This is a genomic window from Xanthomonas sp. NCPPB 1132, from assembly GCF_056629235.1.
In genome coordinates, this window is record NZ_CM152819.1 from 1,957,904 (window position 1) to 1,982,570 (window position 24,667).

Annotated in this window: 20 protein-coding genes; 15 read left to right on the forward strand and 5 right to left on the reverse strand. The window is 70.8% G+C overall.

The annotated features are described in order from the left end of the window. Positions 1 to 329 precede the first annotated feature (329 nt). Together AC1G9L_RS08275 and AC1G9L_RS08280 are read right to left on the reverse strand one after the other, a co-directional pair. Positions 330 to 1,376, reverse strand: coding sequence for a right-handed parallel beta-helix repeat-containing protein (locus AC1G9L_RS08275; protein WP_019800149.1), 1,047 nt, complete (start codon positions 1,374 to 1,376; stop codon positions 330 to 332). Positions 1,377 to 1,458: 82 nt separating this feature from the next. Beyond that, complete coding sequence (locus AC1G9L_RS08280; RefSeq protein WP_481070660.1) at positions 1,459 to 3,843, reverse strand: penicillin acylase family protein; 2,385 nt, start codon at positions 3,841 to 3,843, stop codon at positions 1,459 to 1,461. A 190-nt stretch (positions 3,844 to 4,033) separates the two neighbouring features. Here AC1G9L_RS08280 and bfr point away from each other — a divergent pair, with 190 nt between their 5' ends. The 10 genes from bfr (at position 4,034) to AC1G9L_RS08330 (ending at position 14,601) form a co-directional block, all read left to right on the forward strand. After that, positions 4,034 to 4,525 (forward strand): bacterioferritin, encoded by a 492-nt coding sequence (bfr, locus tag AC1G9L_RS08285; RefSeq protein WP_481070662.1) that lies wholly within the window; start codon positions 4,034 to 4,036, stop codon positions 4,523 to 4,525. 569 nt (positions 4,526 to 5,094) lie between these two features. Then, entirely contained in the window at positions 5,095 to 5,529 is a 435-nt protein-coding gene (locus AC1G9L_RS08290) for a DUF2147 domain-containing protein (RefSeq protein ID WP_010344014.1), read from the forward strand. 112 nt (positions 5,530 to 5,641) lie between these two features. Next, positions 5,642 to 6,535 carry a TorF family putative porin gene (locus AC1G9L_RS08295; RefSeq protein WP_481070664.1) on the forward strand — a complete coding sequence of 298 codons (894 nt, stop codon included), beginning with the start codon at positions 5,642 to 5,644 and terminating at the stop codon, positions 6,533 to 6,535. 3 nt (positions 6,536 to 6,538) lie between these two features. Continuing rightward, positions 6,539 to 8,182, forward strand: coding sequence for a xylulokinase (locus tag AC1G9L_RS08300; RefSeq protein ID WP_481070666.1), 1,644 nt, complete (start codon positions 6,539 to 6,541; stop codon positions 8,180 to 8,182). Further along, positions 8,169 to 8,810 (forward strand): class II aldolase/adducin family protein, encoded by a 642-nt coding sequence (locus AC1G9L_RS08305; RefSeq protein ID WP_481070667.1) that lies wholly within the window; start codon positions 8,169 to 8,171, stop codon positions 8,808 to 8,810. The genes AC1G9L_RS08300 and AC1G9L_RS08305 overlap by 14 nt, the downstream gene beginning before the upstream one ends. Positions 8,811 to 8,859: 49 nt before the next feature. After that, positions 8,860 to 10,308 (forward strand): aspartate aminotransferase family protein, encoded by a 1,449-nt coding sequence (locus AC1G9L_RS08310; protein ID WP_010344010.1) that lies wholly within the window; start codon positions 8,860 to 8,862, stop codon positions 10,306 to 10,308. A gap of 3 nt (positions 10,309 to 10,311) precedes the next feature. Continuing rightward, positions 10,312 to 10,950 (forward strand): hypothetical protein, encoded by a 639-nt coding sequence (locus AC1G9L_RS08315; RefSeq protein WP_481070669.1) that lies wholly within the window; start codon positions 10,312 to 10,314, stop codon positions 10,948 to 10,950. Positions 10,951 to 11,034: 84 nt separating this feature from the next. After that, positions 11,035 to 12,186, forward strand: coding sequence for an MFS transporter (locus tag AC1G9L_RS08320; RefSeq protein WP_481071067.1), 1,152 nt, complete (start codon positions 11,035 to 11,037; stop codon positions 12,184 to 12,186). A 122-nt stretch (positions 12,187 to 12,308) separates the two neighbouring features. Further along, on the forward strand, positions 12,309 to 13,751 hold the full coding sequence (locus AC1G9L_RS08325; RefSeq protein ID WP_481070671.1) for an aldehyde dehydrogenase family protein: 1,443 nt from the start codon (positions 12,309 to 12,311) through the stop codon (positions 13,749 to 13,751). A gap of 145 nt (positions 13,752 to 13,896) precedes the next feature. Beyond that, on the forward strand, positions 13,897 to 14,601 hold the full coding sequence (locus AC1G9L_RS08330; RefSeq protein WP_019800769.1) for a TetR family transcriptional regulator: 705 nt from the start codon (positions 13,897 to 13,899) through the stop codon (positions 14,599 to 14,601). A gap of 68 nt (positions 14,602 to 14,669) precedes the next feature. Here AC1G9L_RS08330 and AC1G9L_RS08335 read toward each other — a convergent pair whose 3' ends face one another. Beyond that, entirely contained in the window at positions 14,670 to 15,560 is an 891-nt protein-coding gene (locus AC1G9L_RS08335; protein ID WP_019800770.1) for an NAD-dependent epimerase/dehydratase family protein, read from the reverse strand. A 97-nt stretch (positions 15,561 to 15,657) separates the two neighbouring features. Here AC1G9L_RS08335 and AC1G9L_RS08340 point away from each other — a divergent pair, with 97 nt between their 5' ends. Next, positions 15,658 to 16,482, forward strand: a complete 825-nt coding sequence (locus tag AC1G9L_RS08340; protein WP_019800771.1) for an MmyB family transcriptional regulator — start codon at positions 15,658 to 15,660, stop codon at positions 16,480 to 16,482. A 123-nt stretch (positions 16,483 to 16,605) separates the two neighbouring features. Here the strand turns inward: AC1G9L_RS08340 and parC are convergent, their stop codons facing one another. Both parC and AC1G9L_RS08350 read right to left on the reverse strand, forming a co-directional pair. Further along, positions 16,606 to 18,849: a DNA topoisomerase IV subunit A gene (gene parC, locus AC1G9L_RS08345; RefSeq protein WP_481070674.1), complete on the reverse strand. Its 2,244-nt coding sequence runs from the start codon at positions 18,847 to 18,849 to the stop codon at positions 16,606 to 16,608. Positions 18,850 to 18,906: 57 nt separating this feature from the next. Further along, complete coding sequence (locus AC1G9L_RS08350) at positions 18,907 to 19,791, reverse strand: helix-turn-helix domain-containing protein (RefSeq protein ID WP_481070676.1); 885 nt, start codon at positions 19,789 to 19,791, stop codon at positions 18,907 to 18,909. A gap of 141 nt (positions 19,792 to 19,932) precedes the next feature. On the opposite strand from AC1G9L_RS08350, the gene AC1G9L_RS08355 reads away from it, so the two are divergent. Genes AC1G9L_RS08355 through AC1G9L_RS08370 form a run of 4 tightly spaced genes read left to right on the forward strand, consistent with a single transcriptional unit; the run spans position 19,933 to position 24,655 of the window. Further along, on the forward strand, positions 19,933 to 20,382 hold the full coding sequence (locus tag AC1G9L_RS08355; protein WP_019802511.1) for a MarR family transcriptional regulator: 450 nt from the start codon (positions 19,933 to 19,935) through the stop codon (positions 20,380 to 20,382). 10 nt (positions 20,383 to 20,392) lie between these two features. Beyond that, entirely contained in the window at positions 20,393 to 21,877 is a 1,485-nt protein-coding gene (locus tag AC1G9L_RS08360; RefSeq protein ID WP_481070678.1) for an efflux transporter outer membrane subunit, read from the forward strand. 10 nt (positions 21,878 to 21,887) lie between these two features. Next, positions 21,888 to 23,069 (forward strand): HlyD/EmrA/EmrK family protein, encoded by a 1,182-nt coding sequence (locus tag AC1G9L_RS08365; RefSeq protein WP_010343997.1) that lies wholly within the window; start codon positions 21,888 to 21,890, stop codon positions 23,067 to 23,069. An 8-nt stretch (positions 23,070 to 23,077) separates the two neighbouring features. Continuing rightward, the gene (locus AC1G9L_RS08370; RefSeq protein WP_481070680.1) at positions 23,078 to 24,655 is read left to right on the forward strand and encodes a DHA2 family efflux MFS transporter permease subunit; all 1,578 of its coding nucleotides are present in this window, start codon (positions 23,078 to 23,080) and stop codon (positions 24,653 to 24,655) included. The last annotated feature ends 12 nt before the right edge of the window (positions 24,656 to 24,667 follow it).

Here is a 24,667-nt window from a genome sequence, read left to right on the forward strand (position 1 = left end):
CCCAGAGCGCGCGGCGACACTCCAGCGCCTGCGCGGCACGGCCGATCGGTGGTCCAGCGCGGTCCGTCGGTCGCTGGGGCGTCGTCACCGGTTAGCGGCCGCTGCAGGGAGAGCTTGAGGGGCTTGCCGCGTTCGCCGGCGCACCCGCCGTGGTCAGGGTGGCGGGCAGGCGTGCGGCGTAGGGCGGGCGAAGCAGGGGATACCGGGCGCACAGACCCGGGCGCCGTCATGCGCAGGCGCGAAGCCTGGCGTGCGCCTGCCGCGCCAAGCCGCAACGCCACCCTGCCGAGGCAGCAGTGGCATGTCGCAGGTGCGGCGGCTGCGTGCGCCTACTCGAAGCGCACGCAGTGGCCGTAGCGTTCGGGCTGGATGTCGATGCCCGAGGCATCGGCCTGGTTGTTCTTGCGCCACAGGTTGGGGCGGAAGTCCGGCCCGGTGCAGTTGGCCGCGCTGTCCACGCCGATGGTGTAGGTGTAGGGATTGCCGCGGAAGGTGTTGTTCTCGAAGGTGTTGTCCTGGCTCATGCTGTTGTCCCAGCACAGGATCTGCGGCGTGCGCTGACGGATCGAGCAGGTCAGGTAGAGCCCGGCGCCCTTGTTGTCGATGAACTGGTTGCCCGCGAACAGGTTGCGCCTCGCGTCGGCCAGATAGACGCCCTGGCTGCCGTTGCGCTCCAGGCGGTTGTCGCGGATCTCGCTGTCTTCCAGGTGCTCGGTGGTGATGCCGGCGGCGACGTTGTCGTGGATCACGTTGTCGATCAGTTTGACCTTGGCGGTGCGGTTGAACGACACCCCGTCCCAGGTCGCGCCGGAAACGTCGTTGTGCGCGATCAGCAGGTCGCGGCTGTCGAACTCGCTGAGCAGGCAGGCGCTGCGGCACTTGCTCACCCGCAGGTGGGTCAGCTGGATGTTCTGGCCGTTGCGCACCACCACCAGGCTATTGCTCAGGTACGGGCGCTCGGGCATGAACTCCTTGTCGATGGTGCCGCCGACGATCTGCAACTGCTCCACGCGCACGTCGCGGATCGGCCGGATCGGGCGCTCGTTCTGGTAGTCGCCGATGACGATGGTGGGTTGCTGCACGTGGTCGCGCATGCGCAGCACGGTGCTGTCGCCCTGGCCGCGCAGGCGCAGGCCGTCGCGCTGGATCGAGATCAGCTTGCTCACCGGGAACTCGCCCGCGCTCAGGCACACGGTGGCGGGCTTGCCGTCGTTGGGGACGCGGTCGATCGCGGCCTGCAGGTCGTCGCCGGGTTCGGCGCGCACGCTGCAGTCGGCGGCGGCAGTGGGCGCGTCGGCGGCCGGTGCGGCGCTGGCGGAGAACGACACGGCCGCGGCAAGCGGCAGCAACAGGGCGAGCAGGGGAGGGTGCTTCATCGGTAGGCAGACTCGGCAGTGGGGGGAGGGAAGGCGGCAGGCCAGCGCGGGCGGACAGGCGCCCGCGCGGACCGAGATCAGGTCATTGTGGTGCGGTCGGGCTTAATGTCAGCGTGTACCGGGTCGGGCCAGGCAGGAACTTTGTGGCACGGCCCTGCACCCAGTCGGCGTGGCCGGCGCCCCAGAACGGCGACAGCGGGTGGCCGCTCTGGCCGCCCGGCATGTGCACGATGCCGTCGGCCTCGTGGCCGGGCGCTACCACCATGCGTTCGGAGGCGCCGAATTCGGGGCGCTGCACCCGCGGCATGTTGTCGTCGCCGGGGAGTGGGGTGTCCGGCATGCACAGCCAGCCGCGCAGCGGCCCGGGCAGGCCCTGCGCCAGCGGATGGCAGATCGCTGCGCGGTTCTCCAGGCCCCAGCGGCGCGTGTCCAGCGGGCCTTGGGCCTGCAGGTGCGTGCGCACCTCGACGGCGGCGTCTTCCACCAGCGCCTGCCAGCTGCCGTAGCGGCGCGGCAGCAGGTGCAGCGGCTGTTGCTGCAACAGCGGCCAGGCCACGCCTTCCAGTTGCGGCAGCGCCGGGGGCGCGGCATCGGTCTCCGATCCTGTACGCGCCGGTGCGATCAGGCCGTCGCGGATCCGGGTCAGCACCGCCAGGCGCCAGGCGCGCACCAGGGTATAGCTCACCGAACCGGTGCTGGCGCGGCCTTCCCAGTGCTTCGCCGCCTGCGCCACGGCGTGCAGCGCCGGCGTCGCCGCACCGGCATCGCGTTGCTGCAGCAGCGCCCACCAGCGCTGCAGGAACAGCGCGCGGTCGTCGAGCTGGATCGCCAGCAACTGCTGTTCGTCGAGGTGCGGATGCAGGCGCAGGTCGTCGCGGATCTGCTGGGCACGCGCGCCCAGCGCGTAGCCGCCGTCGCCGAGCGGTGCCAGTTCGGCGCCGCCGACCACGCGGGCATTGGCGGTCCACAGTTGCCCGTCGGCGGGATCGATGCGCTGCGGCGACTGGGTGGTGGACAGCGGCCACGGCGCGCAGCGCGCGTCCGCCGGCACCGACGCGCGCACGTCGTGCATCACCGCATCGGCTGCGCAATGCGGGCCGCGCAGCGGCAGCGGGCCAAGCACGCGCCAGCCGATGTGGCCGTCGCGGTCGGCCAGCACCAGGTTCTGCGCGGGCGTGGCGATGCGTTGCGCGCGGGCGAAGGCATCGGGGAGGGACGTGGCGCGGGCGAAGTCGGCCAGGCCCAGGTTCAGCGCACCCGGCAATTGCGCCGCCCAGCGCAATGCCAGGGCGCCGCCGTCGGGTTCATGCTGCAGGATCGGACCGTAGGCGGTGTCTTCCACCCGCAGCACGGTGTCGGGCGCGCCCGACACCCGGATCCGTTCGTTGTGTACGGTGACCGGCGTGCAGCCGGGTTGCGGCGTCGCGGCGCAGGGCGTGAGCCGGTACCAGTCGGCGGTATCTGCATAGCTGTTGGTGAAGCCCCAGGCGATGTGGCCATTGCTGCCGACGATCACCGCCGGCAGGCCGGGCAGGGAGAACCCCGACACGTCCACGCGGCCGCCTGGCGCCTGCGCATCGGCATAGCGCAGGCGCACCCGGAACCACAGGCTGGGCGCGCGCAGGCCCAGGTGCATGTCGTTGGCGACGATGGCGCGGCCGTCGGCGGTGCGGCTGCCGGCAATCGCCCAGTTGTTGCTGCCGGGCGCGGTAGGAGCCACCGCGTCGGCGTCGGCCTGGGCGCTGCCGCCTGGCAGCCTGCGCAGATCGATCTGGCTGGCATCGGGCAACACTGCGTCGCCGACCGCGCTGCCATCCAGCGCGGCGTCCCAACGGCTGCCTTCGTGGCGCAGCAGGGCGTACAGCGGTGCGGGCAAGCGCTGCTGCAGCCGGTACAGCTCCAGCTTGCGATCGAGCTGCTTGCCCTGCAGGTCGAAGTACATCGCCTGGCCGGCCAGCGCCGAATCCACCGGCTGCCAGTCGCGCGGCGCGGCGAACAGCACCAGGTACGGCCACGGCCGCACCCGCAGCGCGTGCAGGCCCTGGTTGACGCCGGCGCTGTAGGCCTGCAGCGCCGCCGCGTGCGTGCCGGCGAATGCGGCCAGTTGCGCGCTGCTGCGGGCCCGCAGGCGCTGCGCACGGCGCGCCTTGTCCACGCCCAGTGCGTGCGGGCCGACCAGTTCGGACAGTTCGCCGGCGGCCGCGCGGCGCAGCAGATCCATCTCGAAGAAGCGCTCCTGCGCATGCACGTAGCCGAGCGCGCGCATCGCATCGGCTTCGTCGGCAGCCTCGATGGTGACCGTGCCCAGTGCGTCGCGCTGGATGCTCACCGGCGCCTGCAGGCCCTGCAGCGGCGCGTTACCGTCCAGCGTGGCCAGGCTGCCGCGCAGCAGCAGCCAGACGCCCAGGACCATGGCGGCCGCCAGCAACAGCGTGCCCAGCAGCAGGCGTTTCCATCGACCGCGCATCGTCTCTCTCCGGTAACAAGTCTCCGATTCTAGACACGCATGCGTGTCGTTCCCGCGTAGGCGCGGCGCGCTGTGCGCGGGGTCACGCATCGTGGGTGGTGCGACTCGGGATGTGAATGATTCCGATTGGAACGCGGCGCGGCGGCATCGGGCACTATGGCGCCCTCAGTCGACCCCACGGAGCCCGCCCATGAAGGGACACCCCGACGTTGTGCAATGCCTCAAGGAGCTGCTGTGCGGCGAACTGGCCGCGCGCGACCAGTATTTCATCCACTCGCGGCGTTACGAGGACCAGGGCCTGCTGGCGCTGTACGAACGCATCAACCACGAGATGGAGGAGGAGACCGAGCACGCCGATGCACTGCTGCGGCGCATCTTGTTCCTGGAGGGCGACCCGGACATGCGCCCGCATGCCTTCGAGCCCGGGCGCACGGTCGAGGAAATGCTGGAGAAGGACCTGAAGGTCGAGTACGAAGTGCGCGCCAACCTGGCCGCGGGCATGAAGCTGTGCGAGCAGCACGGCGACTACGTCAGCCGCGACGTGCTGCTGGCGCAGTTGCGCGACACCGAGGAAGACCATGCCTGGTGGCTGGAGCAGCAGCTCGGCCTGATCAAGCGCATCGGCATGGCGCTGTACCAGACCTCGAAGATCGACGGGCACGTGTCCGGCAAGGACGCCTGATCCAGACGCGCGCCTCCCGCTTGCGGGAGGCGCCGATGCAGTGAGCGGGGAGTTCCCCGCCACCGCGGCCGTGCGATCGCCGGCTGCCTGCGACCGGCCGCTCGTGCCGGTCGCCACCTCTCGCACTGGCCTGCATCGGCAATGCCGCCACGCATGTGCGGCGGCCCCATTCTCGATGCCGTGGCGGTTGCCGCTGCAGTCTGGTGGCCGCAAGCGCCGACCAGCGTTCTGTCCTCCTCGTTTTTTGAAACTGCCGATCGAGTCGGGCGGCGCGCCGCGCTCGGCTGTGGCGTTGGCTGTTGTGGCCGACGCGTTCGCCGCATGCACTGCGATGCCGTGGCCGTGACGTGCGCCGATGCGTGGCCGCTGTGTTCGCTGTCGGCTGTTGCGATGCCGCAAAGATCGGCCGACGCACGCATGGCGCCGCTCAGGTAATCCCTTCAAATCCAAGCGGTTGCACGCTTCGTCGCGCCCGCGGCGAACGCCGCGCGGACAGTGCTTGCAAAACGGTAGTGATCGCTATACGGTAGTTTTCACTACTTAATTGCGCGATGGCGAGGGGGCGTTCGATGCAGGCGAGTCCGGGAATCAAGTGGTACGGCGTGGTCATTGCGGGGTGGCTGCTGGCGCCGGCTGCAGCAGGCGCCGCACCGGCCGCTGCGCAGGGGCTGTGGCTGACCGCGGCCAAGGACGCGGTGGTGGAGTTCGCGCCCTGCGCGGATGCGGCCACCGCCTTGTGCGGGCGCATCGTCTGGGACAAGGACGCCGGCACCGCCACCGATACCTGCGGCGTGCAGATCGCACGTCTGGCGCGCGAGGACGGCGACACCTGGCGCGACGGCTGGGCCTTCGATCCGCGCAGCGGCAAGCGCTACAAGGCCACGCTGCGCGCCAGCGGCAAATCGCTGGACCTGCGCGCCTTTGTCGGCGTGGAAGTGCTCGGCGAGACCGAACGCTTCACCCGCGTGCAGGCGCTGCCCAGCACGCCGGTCTGCGCCAAGTAGTCACCCGCCGCGCGCGCAACGCGCCGGCGCCATCGACGTGCGGGCCGCCGACGGTCGCCGCGCGTCCCACCTCAGCGAACCAGGGGAGATTGAGATGACTGCAGTCCGCTTCATGGCGACCCTCGCGGGCGCACTGGCCCTGCACGGCGCCTGCTGCGCCCGGGCCCACGCCCAGCAGGCCGACGCCGATGGCATGGTCAACTATGAGTTCCAGAACCAGATCAAGCTGATGAGCGAGCAGCGCACGCGCAGCGTGTCCGACTCGCTGATGCGCCCGTCGCTGAAGTGGACCACCCAGTTCGTGCACGCCAGCGGCTTCGTTGCGCTGCTGGAGGTGGCCAAGGTCAGCAAGAAACAGTTCCTCGACGGCGACGGCCTGGGTATCACCGCCGCGGCCGGCTACCGCTTCGGCAATCCCGATGCCTGGCATGCCGGTGTCGGCCTGGCGACCGAGCGCTTCCCCGGCGCCAGTTTCCTGGCTCCGCACCGGATCGACCTGGAGACCGGCACGCCGGAGGACATCCGCCGCACCAACTACAACAGCAACTTCGGCGTGCTCGAACTCGGCTACGGCGCGATCGAAGGCCGTGTGCTGTACGTGTTCTCCAAGACCTACCGCGGCGCCGACACCGGCGGGGTGTGTGCGCAGATCCTGCAGTTCGCCGCCGATCCGACGACGGCGCTGCGCTGCTTCGCGCGTGGCGAGCACGACTCGCGCGGCACGCTGCTGGGCGATCTCAACTACCAGACGCCGCTGCTGCCGTCGGTATTGCCGTCGACCACGCTGCGCCTGCACGCCGGCTACCAGAAGCTGCGCAACTTCAGCGAGGGCAGCTTCGCCGATTACCAGATCGGCGTCACCCACAAGCGCTGGGGGCTGGACTGGAACCTGGACTGGGTCAGCACCCGGGTCAACGCGCATGAACTGTACTGGGTGCAGGACGGCGCGCGCATCCGCAAGACCGACGGCGACACCCTGGTGGCTTCGATCGACTACACGTTCTGACCCATGCGCAGCGAACTGCTCGATGCCGACCGGGGCGGCGACCAACCGCTGGTGCTGGCGGTGGACCTGGGAACCTCCGGCTGCAAGTGCGCGCTGGTCACGCTGGACGGCCAGGTGATCGCCTGGGCATTCGAGCCGGTGCCGCTGCACGTGCACGGGGTCTGCGCCGAGCAGGATCCGCGCGACTGGTGGAACGCGCTGCTGGTTACCGCCGCGGCGGTGCTGCAGGGCGGCGAGGCGCTGCGCCGGCGGGTGACCGCGGTGTGCTGCTCGACCCAGGGCGAATGCACCGTCTGCGTGGATCGCGACGGCCGCGCGCTGGGCAACGCCATGTTGTGGCTGGACATGCGCGGGCAGGCGGCGATCGCGCGGCGCCTGCGCGGGCGCTGGCTCAACGTACGCGGTTACGCGCCGTTGAAGCTGCTGCGCTGGCTGCGCCTGAGCGGCGGCGCGCCAGCCGGCAGCGGCAAGGACTGCGCCGGCCACATCGCCTACCTGCGCGACCACGAACCGCAGCGCTACCAGCGCACGCACAAGTTCCTCAATGCGCTGGACTATCTCAACCTGCGCCTGACCGGACGCTTCTGCGCCACCGCCGACTCGGTGCTCACCACGTGGGTGACCGACAACCGCGACCCGATGCGCATCCGCTACGACGACGGCTTGCTGCGCCTGCTCGGCATCGAGCGCGACAAGCTGCCGGACCTGGTGGCCTCCACCGAGGTGCTGGGGCCGCTGCTGCCGCAGGTGGCGGCGCAGCTGGGCCTGTCGCCGCAGACCCGGGTGATCGCTGGCGCCATCGACAACTCGGCGGTGGCGGTGGCCGCGGCGGTCGAGGACTACGCCGCGCATCTGTACCTGGGCACCTCGTCGTGGCTGGGCGCGCACGTGCCGCGGATGAAGACCGATGTGTTCAGCAACATCGCCGCGGTGCCGTGCGCGGTGAGCGGGCGTTACCTGGCCACCGCGCTGCAGTCCACCGCCGGCGCCAACCTGTCGTTCCTGCGCGACCGCATCCTGTTCCATCCCGACGAACTGCTGCGCGACGAAGAACGTCCGGACGTGTACGAGGTGCTCAACGTCATCGCCGCGCGCGTGCCGCCCGGGGCCAACGGCCTGGTGTACATGCCGTGGCTGTTCGGCGAGCGCACCCCGGTGGAGGATCACAGCCTGCGCGCCGGCTTGGTCAACCTGTCGCTGATGCACACCCGCGAGGACATCATCCGCGCCTTCATGGAAGGGGTGGCGTTGAACACGCGCTGGATGATGGAGCCGTTCGCGCGCCTGCTCGGCCGCGATCCCGGCGTGGTCGCCGCGGTCGGCGGCGGCGCGCAGTCGGACCTGTGGTGCCAGATCATCGCCGACGTCAGCGGCCAGCCGATCCGGCAACTGCACAACCCGATCCAGGCCAATGCGATCGGCGCCACCTTCATCGCCGGCGTGGGCCTGGGCCGGCTGCGCTTCGCCGACCTGCCGGCGCTGCAACGCGCACGCCGGGTGTACGAACCCGCTGCGGCCACGCGCGCGCTGTACGACGATCGCTATGCGACGTTCCGCGAATTGCAGCGCACCCTGGCGCCGATCTACCGGCGCATGAATCCCGCTCCCGAGAGCGTGCAGGAGGTTCCCCAGCATGTTTGTCCATGAACAACGCGCGCGCGTGGTCGCGCTGTGCGTGGAGTTGTCGCGGCGCGGCTACCTGGCCGGCACCGGCGGCAACGTGGCGCTGCGCCTGGATGCCGAGCGCTTCGCGGTGACGCCGTCGGCCATCGATTACCTGGCGATGCGCGCCGAAGACATCTGCGTGGTGCGCCTGGCCGACCTGCGGCAACTGGAGGGCGCCGCCACGCCGTCGGTGGAGACCGGGCTGCATGCGCAGGTGCTGCGCCGCCGCCCCGACGTGGCCTGCAGCATCCACACCCACCAGCCGGTGGCCAGCGCCTGCGCGTTACTCGGCGCGGCGCTGGCGGTGGAGGACCCGGCGTTGCAGGTGACGATCGGCCACAGCGTGCCGATGGTCGGTTACTTCCCGTCCGGCACCGGGCTGCTGGCCTGGCTGCTGGCGCGCCAGCTGCGGCCGTCGCGCAACGCTTACCTGATGCGCAACCATGGCGTGCTGTGTTGCGGCCGCAGCCTGGAGCAGGCCGTGGCGGCGGTGGATGCACTGGAGCAGGTGGCGCGCGTACACCTGGCACGCCGCATCGAACGCCGCGCCCTGCACGACGCCGGCCTGGCCGCGCCGTTGCGTGCCGTCCTCACCGCCCTGGAGGCCTGACCCCATGCACGCGCTTTCCGTTTCCGCTCCCCCGAACCCGGCACCGACCATGAGCCAGACCCCCGCCATTTCGCAGTGGCCCGATGTGGACCAGTTGTACGCGCGCTTCCATGCGCTGGTGAACCAGCCGATGCGTCCGATCGGCGCCGCCGGCATGGCCAAGGTGATGCGCTATTTCGACGCGCGTTGCCAGGGCTCAAAACGCCTGGGCGAGGCGGCCAAGCAGGTGATCCCCGGCGGCGTGCAGCACAACCTGGCGTTCAACCATCCGTTCCCGCTGGCGATGCACAGCGCCGAGGGCGCGTACCTGACCGACGTCGACGGCAACCGTTACATCGACTTCCTGCAGGCCGGCGGCCCGACCCTGCTCGGGTCCAATCCGCCGGAACTGCGCGAACACGTGCAGGCCGTGCTGGACCAGTGCGGCCCGGTGACCGGCCTGCTGCACGAATACGAGGTCAAGCTGGCCGAACTGGTCTGCGCCAGCATGCCGGCAGTGGAGATGCTGCGCCTGCTCGGCTCCGGCACCGAGGCGGTGATGGGCGCGGTGCGTTTGGCCCGCACCCACACCCGCAAGAAATGGATCATCAAGATCGGCGGCGCCTACCACGGCTGGAGCGACCAGTTGGTGTACGGCATGCGCCTGCCGGGCACCGGGCGCATGGAGGCGATCGGCATCCCGCGTGGCGCCACCGCCTACACCCAGGAATGCCACCCCAACGATCTGGAGGCATTGCGCCGCAAGCTGCAGTTCAACCGCCTGCGCGGCGGCACCGCGGCGGTGCTGCTGGAACCGCTGGGGCCGGAGAGCGGCACGCGGCCGGTGCATCACGACTACAACCGTCAGGTGCGCAAGCTCTGCGACGAGTTCGGCGCGCTGCTGATCTTCGACGAGGTGGTCACCGGCTTCCGGCTCGGCCCGGGCGGCGCGCAGGGCTACTTCGGGGTCATGCCGGACATCACCGTGCTCGGCAAATGCCTGGCCGGCGGCTATCCGATGGCCGGCGCGATCGGCGGCCGCCGCGAGGTGATGATGAGCCTGGTCGGCGGCATCGGCACCACCGCGCGGCGGGCCTTCGTCGGCGGCACGCTGTCGGCCAATCCGCTGTCCTGCGTGGCCGGCTACCACGCCTTGCTGGAGGCGCAGCGCAGCGACGCCGCCGGCCAGGCCGGCCGCGCCGGCGATCGCCTGCGGCAGGGCCTGGAGGCGATCATCCGCCGCCTCGGCCTGCCGTACGTGGTCTACAACATGGGCTCGATCGTGCACCTGCAGACCTCCGGCGTGCTGCTGCTGGATACCGGCAACCTGTACAAGCTGTGGCGCGTGCGCAACGAGGCCAAGGAGCGCAAGCACATGATGGAGGAGATGGGCGCGGCGTATTCCGCGCACGGGCTGATCACCCTGGCCGGCAGCCGCATCTACACCAGCCGCGCCGATACCGACGCGGTGGTGGACGAGGCGCTGAATCGCTTCGACGACGTGTTCAAGCTGGTGTAGCGCATGCCCTCCCTCTCGCACATCGAAGCGCTGTGGCTGCAGACCCGCGAGCGGCTCGCCGCCAAGCGCCTGCTCGGCGACGACGCGGCGGCGCTGGCGCTGCGTTGTCCTGGCACCACGGCGATGTGCTGCGGCGCGCTCGCTGCGGAGCGGCCGCAGTGGCTGGACTGGCGCGACCCGGCGCTGCCGCCCGCGGCGCAGGTGCACGCGCAGGTGTACGCGCGGCGTCCGGATGTCGGCGCCACTGCGTGGTCGGCCGGTCTGTTCGGCCTGCGCCTGGCCGACGTCGGCGGCGTGCTGCCGCAGGTGTTCGACGAGCAGGCCCGCCACATCGGGGCGATGCCGGCGCCGCTGGCGGGGGCTGATGCGCTCGCGACGGCACCGCCGGATGGCGGCAGCGCGCTGCTCCTCGGCGGACGCCCGCTGTGTCTGGGCATCACCGCGCAGCGGCTGGCGCTGAACGTGGAATTGTTCGAAAAATGCGCCAAGGCCTACGTCCTCGCCGCGGCTACCGGGGGCCGGGTGCGGGAACTGCCCTGGTGGGTCCGGCGCATCGCCAACGGGCGCCTGCGCAAGGACCAGCGGCGTGCCGCCGCGGCTTTCGCCGCGGGCGAATTGCCTGTCGAAAGCAAAGGCTACTGAGGGTCCACTGCGATGACCGCCATGCCATCCCCGTCCTCCAGCGCGGCAAGCGCCGTCCAGGCCACGCGTCCGCTCGCGGCGGCCTTGTCGATCGGCGCCATCGCCCTGCTGATTCTCGGCGTGCAGCCGATCGTGCTCGGCGCGCTGGTCGAGCAGCGCCTGATCACGCTGCCCGGCGTCGGCGTGGTGGCGATGGGCGAGATCATCGCGCTGGGAATCGGCGTGGCATTGGGCGATGCGCTGCTGCCGGTGTCCTGGCAGCGCAGCACGGCGGTGGTGGCGGCGCTGCTGGCCGCGGCGCTGAACCTGGTCACGGTGCAGGCGCAGGGCGATGCGGCTTTCGTCGCGCTGCGTGCGGCCGCCGGCCTGGCCGAAGGGTTGTTGGTCTGGGTGGCCACGGTCAGCATCGTGCGCGCGGCCACGCCGGACCGGGTCACCGCGGTGTTCATGGTGCTGCAGGCGCTGGCGCAGATCGCGCTGGCGGCGGCGCTCGCGCTGTGGGTGTTGCCGGCGGCCGGCTGGAAGGGCGGTTTCGTCGCCATGGCCGCGACCTGCCTGCTGGTGCTGCCGCTGGCGGCGGCCCTGCCGGCAGCGGCGAACCAGGCCCCCGCTGCCGGTATCCAGTGCGCGGCGACCGCCACCGCCAGGCTGCGCTGGTCGCCGGCGACGCTGGCGCCGCTGCTGGTGGCGTTCCTGCAGATGTCGGCGATCGGCGCGCTGTGGGCCTACCTGGAGCCGCTGGCGCTGCGCGCGGGACTGGACGCGCACGCGGCGCAACTGCAGACCTCGTGGGTGCTGGGCATGCAGATCGTCGGCGGGCTGGCGGCGATCTATTGGGTGCGGCGGCTGTCGGTGACGGCGACGCTGACCCTCGGCAGCCTGGCGCTGTGCCTGGTGGCCGCGGCGATGTATCGGGTTCCTGGCGCGCCGGCACTCGGGTTCGCGGCGGTGTGTGTGGCGTTCGGCTTCGCCTGGATGTTCCTGATGCCGTTCCATGTCGGCCTGGCGTTGCGCGCCGATGCGCAGGGGCGGGTGGCGGTGCTGGTGCCGGCCGCGCAATTGATCGGATCGGCCTGCGGGCCGTTGCTGGCCTCGCTGCTGCTGCACGCCGACGATCCGGCGCCGGTGCCGCTGGTCGGCCTGGGCTTTGCTTTCGCCGCGGCGCTGCTGGCGTTGTGGATCGGCCGGCGACAACGCCATGCGACTGCCTTGCAGGCCGGCTCGCATGCGCGATGAGGGGCGCCACGCGCGTGCACTGATCGCCGCCGCGATGCGTGCCGGCATGCCGTGCGTGACGCAGGGCAGGGCGCTGCCACGCGCAGCGGGGGTGCCGACCTCCGCCAGACACGAGAACGACGATGTCGCCTGAGCCCGTACAGGACACCGCACCGGAGACGATCGCGGCACTGTTCGCCGCGCAGCAGGCCACCGCGCTGGCCTGGCGCGGCGCCTCGGCGAACGCGCGGCGTGCCCGCCTGCGTGCGTTGCGCGATGCGCTGCTGGCGCGACGGCAGGCGCTGATCGCCGCCTTCGCCGCCGATTTCGCCAAGCCGGCGCTGGAAGTGGAGTTGACCGAAGTGCTGCCGGTGGTCGACGAGATCGCCACCGCGATCGCGCAGTTGCCGCGCTGGATGCGTCCGCGCAAGGTCGCGCCCACCTTGCTTGCCCTGGGGACGCGCGCGCGCATCGCGTTCCAGCCCAAGGGCCGCTGCCTGATCATCGGGCCCTGGAACTACCCGGTCGCCACCGTGCTGGGGCCGCTGGTGTCGGCGTTGGCCGCCGGCAACACGGCGCTGATCAAACCCTCCGAATTCACCCCGCAGGTCAACGCGGTGCTGCAGGCGGTGCTGGACGAGGCATTCGCGCCGGAAGAGGTGGCCCTGGTGCAGGGCGGGGCGGCCACCGCGCAGGCCTTGCTGGCCTGTCCGTTCGACCATGTGTTCTTCACCGGCTCGGCGGCGGTGGGCCGGCAGGTGATGGCCGCGGCGGCGCGGCAGCTGACGCCGGTGACGCTGGAATTGGGCGGCAAGTCGCCGGTGATCGTCGACCGCAGCGCCGACCTGCGCCGCGCCGCCGAGGTGATCGTCTGGGCCAAGCTGGTCAATGCCGGGCAAACCTGCATCGCCCCGGATACCTTGTTCGTGCATCGCGACGTCAGCGCGCGCCTGCTCAAGCACTGTCGCGCCCTGCTGGTGCAGCGCTACGGTGCCGACGCGCAGGCGGTCGCCGCCAGTCCGCACCTGGCGCGCATGATCCACCCGGCCCATGCCGCGCGCGTGGCCGCGCTGATCGACCAGGCGTGCGCCAATGGAGCGCAACTGCTGGCCGGTGGCGAGCACGACGCGGCACGGCGCTACGTGGCGCCGACGCTGCTGGCGCAGGTGCCGGCGCAGGCGCGCATCGCGCAGGAAGAGATCTTCGGCCCGGTGCTGCCGGTGGTCGAGTTCGAGCGCCTGGAGGAGGTGCTCGACCGACTCGATGCCGCGCCCAAGCCGCTGGCGCTGTACCTGTGGAGCCGCGACCGCGCCGGCATCGCGCGGGTAGTGGCGCGCACCAGTTCCGGCAGTGCGGTGGTCAACCACTGCCTGCAGCAGTTCGTGCACAGCGGCCTGCCGTTCGGCGGGGTCGGCGCCTCGGGATTCGGCAGTGCGCACGGCGTGCACGGCTTTCGCACCTTCTCGCACGAGCGCGCGCTGCTGCACGGTGCGCGCCTGCCGATCGTCAAGGCGTTCTTTCCTCCGTACACCGCCCTGCAGCAACGTCTGGCGGCCGGCCTCAGCGGTTGGTTGGCGCGGCGCTGAGCGTCGTTGCCGATGGGCCAGGGACGCGCGCGGTAATATGCGTTGTCGGCGCGTGCAGCGGCGCTGCGGCGCCGTCCGCGCGCGCAGGGCCGCGGCGATGCGCGCCGCAACGCGGCCTGTGCCGCTTCATCACCATCGAGATCCCATGCCCGCCGACACGCCGCGTTCCCCCGCACCGCACCGCCCGCGCCTGACCGGGAACAAGGTGCCGGCCCAGCATCGCGCCACCGAGACCTATGAACAGATCCTCTCGGTCACCGCGCAACTGCTCGGCGACGTCGGCGTGGAGCGGCTGTCCACCAACCTGGTGTGCGCGCGGGCCGGGCTGACGCCGCCGGCGCTGTACCGCTATTTCCCGAACAAGTACGCGCTGCTGTCGGAACTGGGCCGGCGGCTGATGGAGCGGCAGAACCAGCTCATCCCCAAGTGGATCACCCTGCAGGCGATGAGCGGCACGCGCGAGGCGTTGCAGCGCGCGCTGGCCGGACTGGTGCTGGATACCTACCGCGTCACCAAGGCGACCGAAGGCGGTGTCTGGGTGCTGCGTGCGTTGCGCGCGGTGCCGGCGCTGCAGCAGGTGCGCCTGGATTCGCATGCGCAGGTGACCAAGGGCCAGGTGCGCTTCCTCAGCGAGGCCTTTCCCGATGCCGACCCGCGCCAGCTGCGCCTGGTCAGCCGCATCGTGGTCGACCTGATCTATGCGACCGTGGAGTTGCTGTTCGACACCCGCCTGAGCGCCCGCGCGGTGGCCGATACGGTGGCGGCGATGATCGCCAGCCATATCGAGCAACTGCGCGACGGCGCGGCGGCCGATGACAGCGCGAAGCAGGCGTCGACAGACGCCGCTTGAGCCAGCAGCGACGCGTCCGCAGACAAGGCGCGGCACCCGCAGGACGCTGCATGTGCCGCCCCGACCGGCTAGGCGGCGAACTTGCCTGCGTCCAGATCCGCGATCAGCGTCGGGCCGGTCGGCGTCCAGCCGAGCCTGGCCTGGGTCAGCGCGCTCGAGGCCGGCATGTCGAGTTGCACGAACATCGCCATCCAGCCGAAATGCGCGGCCGCCTCGCCCGGCGCGATCGACACCACCGGCAGCGTCAGGCCGCGCCCCAGCGCCTCGGCGATCTCGCGGCTGCGGATGCCTTCCTCGCCCACCGCGTGATAACGCGCGCCCGGCTGCGCCCTCTCGATCGCAAGACGATACAGCCGCACCACGTCGGACAGGTGGCCCGCCGGCCAGCGGTTGCTGCCGTCGCCGACATAGGCGACCACGCCCTTGTCGCGCGCGATCGCCACCAGCGGCGTGACCAGCCCTTGCCGAAACGGGGTATGGACCTGCGGCAGCCGCAGCACCGAGACATTGATCCCGGCCTCGAGCAACGCGTTGCCGGCCTGCTCGGAGGCGATGCGCGGATTCGGATGGGTGGCGTTGAACACGTCCTCGCTGGCCGGCGCGCCGTGTTCGCCGCTGCCCACGCCGGTGCCCGAGGTGATCAGCAGCGGGCGATCGGAGCCGTGCAGCGCCGCGCCGAGGGCCGCGATCGCGCGTCTGTCCTTCTCGCAGTTCGCGGCGAAGTTGCTGAAGTCATGATCGAACGCCGCGTGGATCACCGCATCGGCCTGCGCGGCGCCACGCGCCAGGCTGTCCGGCTCCTCGAGCGTGCCGTGGTGGACCTCGGCGCCGGCCGCGCGCAGCGCCTGTGCGCCGGCCTCCGAGCGGGTCATGCCGAGCACGCGATGGCCGGCCTGGAGCAGTTCGGGAACCAGCGCCGCGCCGATGAAACCGGTCGCGCCGGTCAGAAAGATACGCATGGTGCACTCCGTTGTGTCGGTGCGAGCGACTCTCCGGCATCGGCGTATCCCGTTAAAGTAGTGACGTCATCGTAGTAAAGCGACTAACAGGCTCGCCATGCATCCCGATCCGGCCCATTCCCTGGGCGACTTCCTGCGCAGCCGCCGGACCCGGCTCGATCCCGCCAGCTTCGGCTTCTCCGGCCGTCGGCGCACGCCGGGCCTGCGCCGCGAGGAGGTCGCGCAGCGCGCCAACATCAGCCCGACCTGGTACACCTGGCTGGAACAGGGGCGTGGGGGCGCGCCGTCGGCGCAGGTGCTGGAGCGCATCGCCGGCGCGCTGCTGCTGACCGAGGCCGAACGCGACCACCTGTTCATGGTCGCGCTGGGGCGCCGGCCGGAGGTGCGCTACCGCGCGGTGGCGGGCGTCGACCCGCGGCTGCAGCGCGTCCTCGATGCGCTGGAAACGAGCCCGGCCATCGTCAAGACGCCGACCTGGGACGTGGTGGCCTGGAATCGCGCGGCGGCGGTGGTGCTGACCGACTACGGCCAGCTCCCCGTTGGCGAGCGCAACATCCTGCGCTTCCTGTTCTGTCATCCCGCCACGCGTGCCAAGCAGCACGATTGGGCGAGGGTGGCACGCTTCGTGGTGGGCGCGTTTCGTGCCGACGTGGTGCGCGCCGGCATCGCGTCGGATGCGGCGGCCCTGGTGACCGAACTGTGCGCACGCAGCGCCGAGTTCGCGGCCCTGTGGCACGACCACGAGGTGTTGAGCCACGGCGAGGGCGATGGCGAAAAGCGTCTCAGGCACCCGCTGCTCGGCGAGATCGCGCTGGAGTACTCGGCCTTCGCCGTGGACGGCCGACCGGACCTGGGCATGATCGTCTACACGCCCGTCGATGCCGGCGTGGCCGCGCGCATTCGCGCGCTGGCGACCGCATAGGGTGCGGCCGAGGGGGCGCGGACCGATGCGGCGCCGGCATCCGTGCGACCTGGCGAAACGACTTAGAGAAGCGGCGCGGATGCGGTCGCGCCGTCCTCTGGGCCTTTGCCTGCGAGGCGGTGCTTACTCCACCGCCAGATCGTCGACCTTCTGCCAGCCGCGCGGCAGCAATCCGCCGCGGCTGGCGCGGGCGCCGAGGTAGGCGTCCAGGTCCTTGAACGACAGCGACATGGTGCGCTGGCCGCTCTTGACCAGCAGCGTGTTGCCCGGCGCCACCGCGGCGATCGCCACCACCCGCTCGGTGCTGAGCTTGGCCTTGGGGATGTCGATGATCTTGTTGCCCTTGCCCTTGTCCAGCTCGGGCAGGTCGGCGACCGGGAACGCCAGCAGGTGGCCGGCGCTGGTGACCGCGACGATGCGGTCGCTGCCGGCGCCGCTCACCGGCGCCGGCGGCAGCACCTTGGCGTTCGGGGTCAGGTTGAGCATGGCCTTGCCGGCCTTGTTGCGGCTGGTCAGGTTCTCGAAGCGGGTGACGAAGCCGTAGCCGTGCGAGGACGCCAGCACCAGGCGGCTGTCGTTCTCGCCGCTGGCGATGGCCTGGAACGACGCGCCGGCCGCGGGCGAGAAGCGCCCGGTCAGCGGCTCGCCGTTGCCGCGCGCCGAGGGCAGGGTGTGGACCAGGGTCGAATAGGCGCGGCCTTCCGAATCCAGGAACGCCACCTGCTGCGTGCTGCGCGCGCGCACCGCCGCCAGCAGGCCGTCGCCGTCGCGGTAGGACAGCGCCGCCGGGTCCACGTCGTGGCCCTTGGCCGCGCGGATCCAGCCCTTTTCCGACATCACCACGGTCATCGGCTCACTCGGCACCAGCTCGGTCTCATCGATGGCCTGGGCCGCGCCGCGCTGCACCAGCGGCGAACGCCGCGCATCGCCGAACTTCTTGGCGTCGGCCGTCAGTTCGTCCTTGATCAGCTTCTTCAGCTTGGTCTTGCTGGCCAGCAGCGCCTGCAGTTGCTCGCGTTCCTTGGCCAGCGCGTCCTGCTCGCCGCGGATCTTCATCTCTTCCAGCCGCGCCAGCTGGCGCAGGCGCGTTTCCAGGATGTAGTCGGCCTGTTCCTCGCTGAGTCCGAAGCGCGCGATCAGCGCCGGCTTCGGCTCGTCCTCGGTGCGGATGATGCGGATCACTTCGTCCAGGTTGAGGAACGCGGTCAGCAACCCTTCCAACAGGTGCAGGCGGCGCTCGACCTTCTCCAGCCGGTGGTTGAGGCGGCGCACCACGGTGTCGCTGCGGAAGCGCAGCCATTCCTCCAGCAGGGTCTTGAGGTTCTTGACCTGCGGGCGGCCGTCCAGGCCGATCACGTTGAGGTTGACCCGGTAGCTGCGCTCCAGGTCGGTGGTGGCGAACAGGTGGCCCATCAACTGCTCGGCGTCGACCCGGTTGGAGCGCGGCACCAGCACCACCCGCACCGGGTTGGCGTGATCGGACTCGTCGCGGATGTCTTCCAGCCACGGCAGCTTCTTGGCGCGCATCTGCTGCGCGATCTGCTCGATCACCTTGGACGGCGACACCTGGTAGGGCAGCGCCGTGACCACGATGTTGGCGTTTTCCTTCTGGTAGGTGGCGCGGGCGCGCACGCTGCCATGGCCGGTTTCGTAAATGGTGCGCAGGTCGGCGGCCGGGGTGATGATCTCGGCGGTGGTCGGGTAGTCCGGGCCGCGCACGTGCTCGCACAGATCGGCGACGCTGGCATCGGGGTCGTCGAGCAGGCGGATCAGCGCGCTGACGATCTCGTTGAGGTTGTGCGGCGGCACGTCGGTGGCCATGCCCACGGCGATGCCGGTGGTGCCGTTGAGCAGCAGGTGCGGCAGCCGCGCCGGCATCCAGGTCGGCTCGTCCAGGGTGCCGTCGAAGTTCGGCGACCAGTCCACCGTGCCCTGGCCCAGTTCGCCCAGCAGCACTTCGGCGATCGGGGTCAGCTTGGACTCGGTGTAGCGCATCGCCGCGAACGACTTCGGGTCGTCGGTGGAGCCGAAGTTGCCCTGGCCTTCGATCAGCGGGTAGCGGTAGGAGAACGGCTGCGCCATCAGCACCAGCGCTTCGTAGCAGGCGCTGTCGCCGTGCGGGTGGTACTTGCCGATCACGTCGCCGACGGTGCGCGCGGACTTCTTCGGCTTGGCCGTCGCGTTCAGGCCCAGCTCGCTCATCGCATAGATGATGCGCCGCTGCACCGGCTTGAGCCCGTCGCCGAGGAACGGCAGGGCGCGGTCCAGCACCACGTACATGGAGTAGTCGAGGTAGGCGCGTTCGGCGTATTCGCGCAGCGGCAGCTGTTCGAAACCATGGAAGGCGGGGCGGGCGAGATCGATCATGCGCAGGAAGTACCTATAGGGGAACGCGGCGCCAGGCGCCGCAGGTCAGCCGGTCGATTATCCGGATGCGGCTGGCGATGCCAAGCCGCGCGTGCCGCCGGCGCTGGCCAGGTAACGGGCCGGAGGATGGCCGAAGCGGCCGCGAAAGGCGGTGACGAAGGCGCTGGGGCTGCTGTAGCCCAGGCGGAAGGCGGTGTCGGCGACGCTGGCGCCGTCGCTGAGCCGGCGCAGCGCCTCGGCCAGCCGCGCCTGCTGGCGCCAGCCGGCGAAGCCGAACCCGGTCTCGTCGCGGAAGTGCCGGCTCAGGCTGCGCGGCGACAGCCCGGCCCAGTGCGCCCATTGCGCCAGCGAGCGGTCGTCGGCGGGGGTTTCCAGCAACTGGGTGGCGATGCGCAGCAGGCGCCGGTCGCGCGGCATCGGCAGGTGCAGGTGCTCGACCGGGGCGTTGCGCACCTCGTCCAGCAGCACCGCGCACAGGCGCTGCTGCTCGGCCTCCAGGTCCAGCGGCACGCCCCATTGGGTCATCCGCCGCAGCACCTCCCGGAACAGGCCGTTCATGCCGATCACGCAGGTCCGCGGCGGCAGGTCGGCGCAGACGTCGGGGCGGAGCAGCACCAGGTAGCTGCGCACCCGCCCGGACACCTGCACCGTGTGCAGTTCCTGCGGCGGCATCCAGCCGGCGCAGCCCGGCGGCAGCGACCACTGGCCGTGCGCGGTGCGGGTGCCAAGTACGCCGTCCTCGACGTAGATCAACTGGCCGCGCACGTGGCGGTGCCAGTCCACCTCGCGCCGCAGCGACACCGGCGAATGCGCCAGAAAGGCCAGCGCGGGTGGCCCATCGGCGCGTTCGAACCACTCCATGGCGCGCGGGTCCAGGGCACTGTCGGATCCGTTCGCGACCGGAAAGGGCACGGCCTGGGTTGGCTCGATTTCGATATCCATTGTCCCAATTGTAATACCGAGCCAGGCCCGGCCGCCGCTACAGTGCGCTCGCCGTCAGCGTTCCTCCGTTGCAACGCAGCATCTAATTTCCATTGGGATATTTTCTTGACACATATTTCTAAGTGAAAATAATAGGCGCCCATGAACTGCGCTCCCTCCCTGCTTGGCCCGCCCTCGTTCGGCCTGCTCCTGCGCCAGGTGCGTGACGGCCTGATGCGCCGCCTCGACCAGGCCATGACCGGGTTGGAGCCGGAACTGGGCTTCAGCCACTACTTGGGCATGAAGGCCCTGGCCTACATGGCGCCATGCACCGCCAACGAACTGGCCCAGGCCATCGACCAGAACCCCAGCGCGGTGACGCGCCTGCTGGACAAGCTGGAAGACCTGGGCTGGGTGCGCCGCGAGGCGCATGCGCAGGACCGCCGCGCGCTGCAGATCGTGCTCACCGACGACGGCCGCGCGCTGTGGCAGCAACTCAAGCAGCGCGGCGACGACGCCATCGCCGACGCGCTGCGCGATCTGTCCGCCGAAGAGCGCGAGCAGCTGTTCTCGTTGTTGGCCCGCGTCCGCGACTCCCTCAATTCGCACTGAACCCGCCCACATGACTCTGTCTTCTTCTCCTTCCTGCCTGCGTCCATTCGCGGTCGCGGCCCTCACCCTGGCGCTGGCGGCCTGCGCCAGCAGCCGTGGCCTGGAACCGCAGGGGCGCCGACTCGATGCCGACCGCCAGCTGCACATCGACAAGACCCTGGCCGCCGACGCACTGGCGCCGGCGCCGTGGCCGCAGCAGGACTGGTGGAAGGCGCTGGGCGATCCGCAGCTCGACGCGCTGATCGCCGAGGCCCTGCAGGGCACGCCCAGCCTGGACGCCGCCGATGCGCGGCTGCGCCTGGCGCAGGCGCAGGCCGGCGCGGCCGATGCCGACCGCGGCGCCAAGCTGTCGCTGTCGGCCGGCTACACCGGCCTGCAACTGCCCAAGGGCCTGGTCGGCGACGAGATCGGCGGCAAGTACATCCACAACGAACAGGCGCTGCTGGACTTCAGCTACGGCTTCGACCTGTGGGGCGGCAAGCGCGCCTCGTGGGAGGCGGCGGTGGACCAGGCGCATGCGGCCGAGGTCGACGCGCAGGCCGCACGCCTGGACCTGTCGGCCGGCGTCGCCCGCGCCTACGCGCAGCTGGGCTACGCCTGGCATCTGTACGACCTGGCCGGCGCCGAACTGGCGCGCTCGGAGAACAGCCTGAAGCTGGTGCGGCAGCGTCGCGATGCCGGCATCGACAGCAACCTGCAACTGCGCCAGGCCGAGGCGCGGGTACCGGCGGCGCGCCAGCAGCAGGCCGCCGCGCAGCAGCAGATCGACGAAGCGCGTACCGCGCTGGCGGCCTTGCTCGGCCGTGGCCCGGACCGCGGGCTGCAGATCGAGCGGCCGCGCCTGCTCGACCCGCAGGCCGCGCGGGTGCCGTCGGTGCTGCCCAGCGACCTGCTCGGCCGCCGGCCCGACGTGGTCGCCGCGCGCTGGCGCGTGGAAGCCGCCTCGCAGGGCATCCATGCGGCCAAGGCGCAGTTCTATCCCAGCATCAACCTGAGCCTGCTGGGCGGCGTCGCCGCCACCAACCCCGGCGACCTGTTCAAGAGTTCCTCGGTGCTGGGCCTGCTCAGCCCCGGCGTGAGCCTGCCGCTGTTCGACAGCGGGCGGCTGCGCAGCCAGCTGGCCGAGCGCGATGCGCAGTACGACCTGGCGGTGGCCAACTACAACCAGACCCTGGTGGGGGCGCTGCGCGAGGTGGCCGACCAGGTCAACGCGGCGCGTTCGCTGGCCGAGCAGGCGCAGCAGCAGGCGCAGGCGCTGGAGACCGCGCAGGCGGCCTTCGACCTGTCGCAGCAGCGCTACCGCGCCGGCATCGGCAACTACCTGGACGTGCTCAGCGCGCAGCAGCAGTTGCTCGACGCGCAACAGCGCCTGGCGTCCCTGCAAGCCAACCAGATCCTGGTCTCGGTGCGCCTGAATCAGGCGCTGGGCGGCGGCTACGACGCCACCTCCGCCGCCGACGCGCCGAGCTCTTCTTCCGCACCTTCGCATTCCTGAGATCGCTGCAATGAATCAGACAACGACCCCCGCTTCCTCCGCTCCCGCCTCCAGCCGGCGCGGCAAGCTGCTGCGCGGCCTGGCCGTGGTAGTGGTGCTGGTGCTGATCGCGCTGGCGATCTGGTACTTCCTGGTCGGCCGCTGGCACGAGGACACCGACGACGCCTACGTGCAGGGCAACCTGGTGCAGATCACCCCGATGGTGGCCGGTACCGTGGTGCGCATCGATGCCGACGACGGCATGCGCGTGGAGCGCGGCCAGCCGCTGGTCAAGCTCGACCCCGCCGACACCGAGGTCGCGCTGCAGCAGGCCGAGGCCAATCTGGCGCGCACCGTGCGCCAGGTGCGCGGTCTGTACCGCTCGGTCGAGGGCGCCCAGGCCGAACTGTCCGCGCAGCAGGTGACCCTGCAGCGCGCCCGCGCCGACGTCGCCCGCCGCGCCAGCCTGGTCGCCACCGGCGCGATCTCCGCCGAAGAGCTGGCGCATGCCCGCGACCAGCTGGCCGCCGCGGAGGCCGCGGTCAGCGGCTCGCGCGAGACCCTGGCGCGCAACCGCGCCTTGATCGACGAGAACGGCGTGGCCGACCAGCCCGACGTGCAGGGCGCCGCCGCGCAGGTGCGTCAGGCCTTCCTCAACAACGCCCGCAGCGCCATCGTCGCGCCGGTGTCCGGCTACGTGGCGCGGCGCTCGGTGCAGGTCGGCCAGCGCGTGCAGCCCGGCACCGCGCTGATGGCAGTGGTGCCGCTGAACCAGGTGTGGGTGGACGCCAACTTCAAGGAAACCCAGCTCAAGCACATGCGCCTGGGCCAGCCGGTGGAACTGGAGTCGGACGTGTACGGCAGCGCGGTGACCTACCGCGGCACCGTGCAGAGCCTGGGCATCGGCACCGGCAGCGCGTTCTCGCTGCTGCCGGCGCAGAACGCCAGCGGCAACTGGATCAAGATCGTGCAGCGCGTGCCGGTGCGCATCGCCATCGACGCCAAGCAACTGGAGCAGCACCCGCTGCGCATCGGCCTGTCGATGAAGGCCGACGTCAACCTGCATGACCAGAACGGCGGGGTGCTGCCGGCCAAGCCGGCCAGCGGCACGCTGCTGGATACCGACGTCTATGCGCAGCAGCTGCAGCAGGCCGACGCGGCCGTGAAGCAGATCATCCACGCCAACCTGCCCGACGCCGCCAAGGCGAACTGAGCCCGGTCATGTCCAACCAAGCTGCCGCTCCCGCCGCGCCCGGGGCTCCGGGCGCACCGGCCGCCGGGTTCCGCCCGGCCAGTGTGGCGTTGTGCACGGTGGGCCTGGCGATGGCCTCGTTCATGCAGGTGCTCGACACCACCATCGCCAACGTGTCGCTGCCCACCATCGCCGGCAACCTCGGCGCCAGTTCGCAGCAGGCCACCTGGGTCATCACCTCGTTCGCGGTCAGCAACGCCATCGCGCTGCCGCTGACCGGCTTCCTCAGCCGCCGCTTCGGCGAGACCAAGCTGTTCGTGTGGGCCACGCTGGCCTTCACCGCGGCCTCGCTACTGTGCGGCCTGGCCCAGAGCATGGGCATGCTGGTGGTGTCGCGCGCGCTGCAGGGCTTCGTCTGCGGCCCGATGTACCCGATCACCCAGAGCCTGCTGGTGTCGATCTATCCGCGCGAGAAACGCGGCCAGGCGCTGGCGCTGCTGGCGATGATCACCGTGGTCGCGCCCATCGCCGGGCCGATCCTCGGCGGCTGGATCACCGACAACTACAGCTGGGAATGGATCTTCCTGATCAACGTGCCGCTGGGCATCATCGCCGCGACCGTGGTCGGCTCGCAGTTGCGCGACCGTCCCGAACCCACCGAACGTCCGCGCATGGACTACGTCGGCCTGATCACCCTGATCATCGGCGTGGGCTGCCTGCAGGTGGTGCTGGACCTGGGCAACGACGAGGACTGGTTCAATTCGACCAAGATCGTCGTGCTGGCCGCGATCTCGGCGGTGGCGCTGGCGGTGTTCCTGATCTGGGAACTGACCGACAAGGATCCGATCGTCGACCTGCGCCTGTTCCGCCACCGCAACTTCCGCGCCGGCACCATGGCGCTGATCGTGGCCTATGCGGCGTTCTTCAGCGTGTCGCTGCTGATCCCGCAGTGGCTGCAGCGCGACATGGGCTACACCGCGATCTGGGCCGGCCTGGCCACCGCGCCGATCGGCATCCTGCCGGTGATCATGACCCCGTTCGTCGGCAAGTATGCCTCGCGCTTCGACCTGCGGCTGCTGGCCAGCATCGCCTTCATCTTTATGGCCACCACCAGCTTCATGCGCTCGGACTTCAACCTGCAGGTGGATTTCCCGCACGTGGCCGGGGTGCAGTTGCTGATGGGCGTGGGCGTGGCGTTGTTCTTCATGCCGGTGCTGCAGATCCTGCTGTCGGACCTGGACGGGCGCGAGATCGCCGCCGGTTCCGGCCTGGCCACGTTCCTGCGCACGCTGGGCGGCAGCTTCGCCGCCTCGCTGACCACCTACCTGTGGGCCAAGCGCACGCAGCTGCACCATGCGCACCTGACCGAACACATCTCCACCTACACGCCGGGCATGCAGGAACAGGTACAGATGATGGGCAACGGCAGCCTGCAGAACGGCGCGGCGTTGCTCAACAACACCATCAACCACCAGGCCTCGCAGATGGGCTTCAACGACATCTTCTACCTGCTGGGCTGGACCTTCCTCGCGATCATCTTCTTCCTGTGGCTGGCCAAGCCGCCGTTCGGCGGCGGTGGTGGCGCGGCGGCCGCCGGCGGCCACTGAGGCAGCGACGGC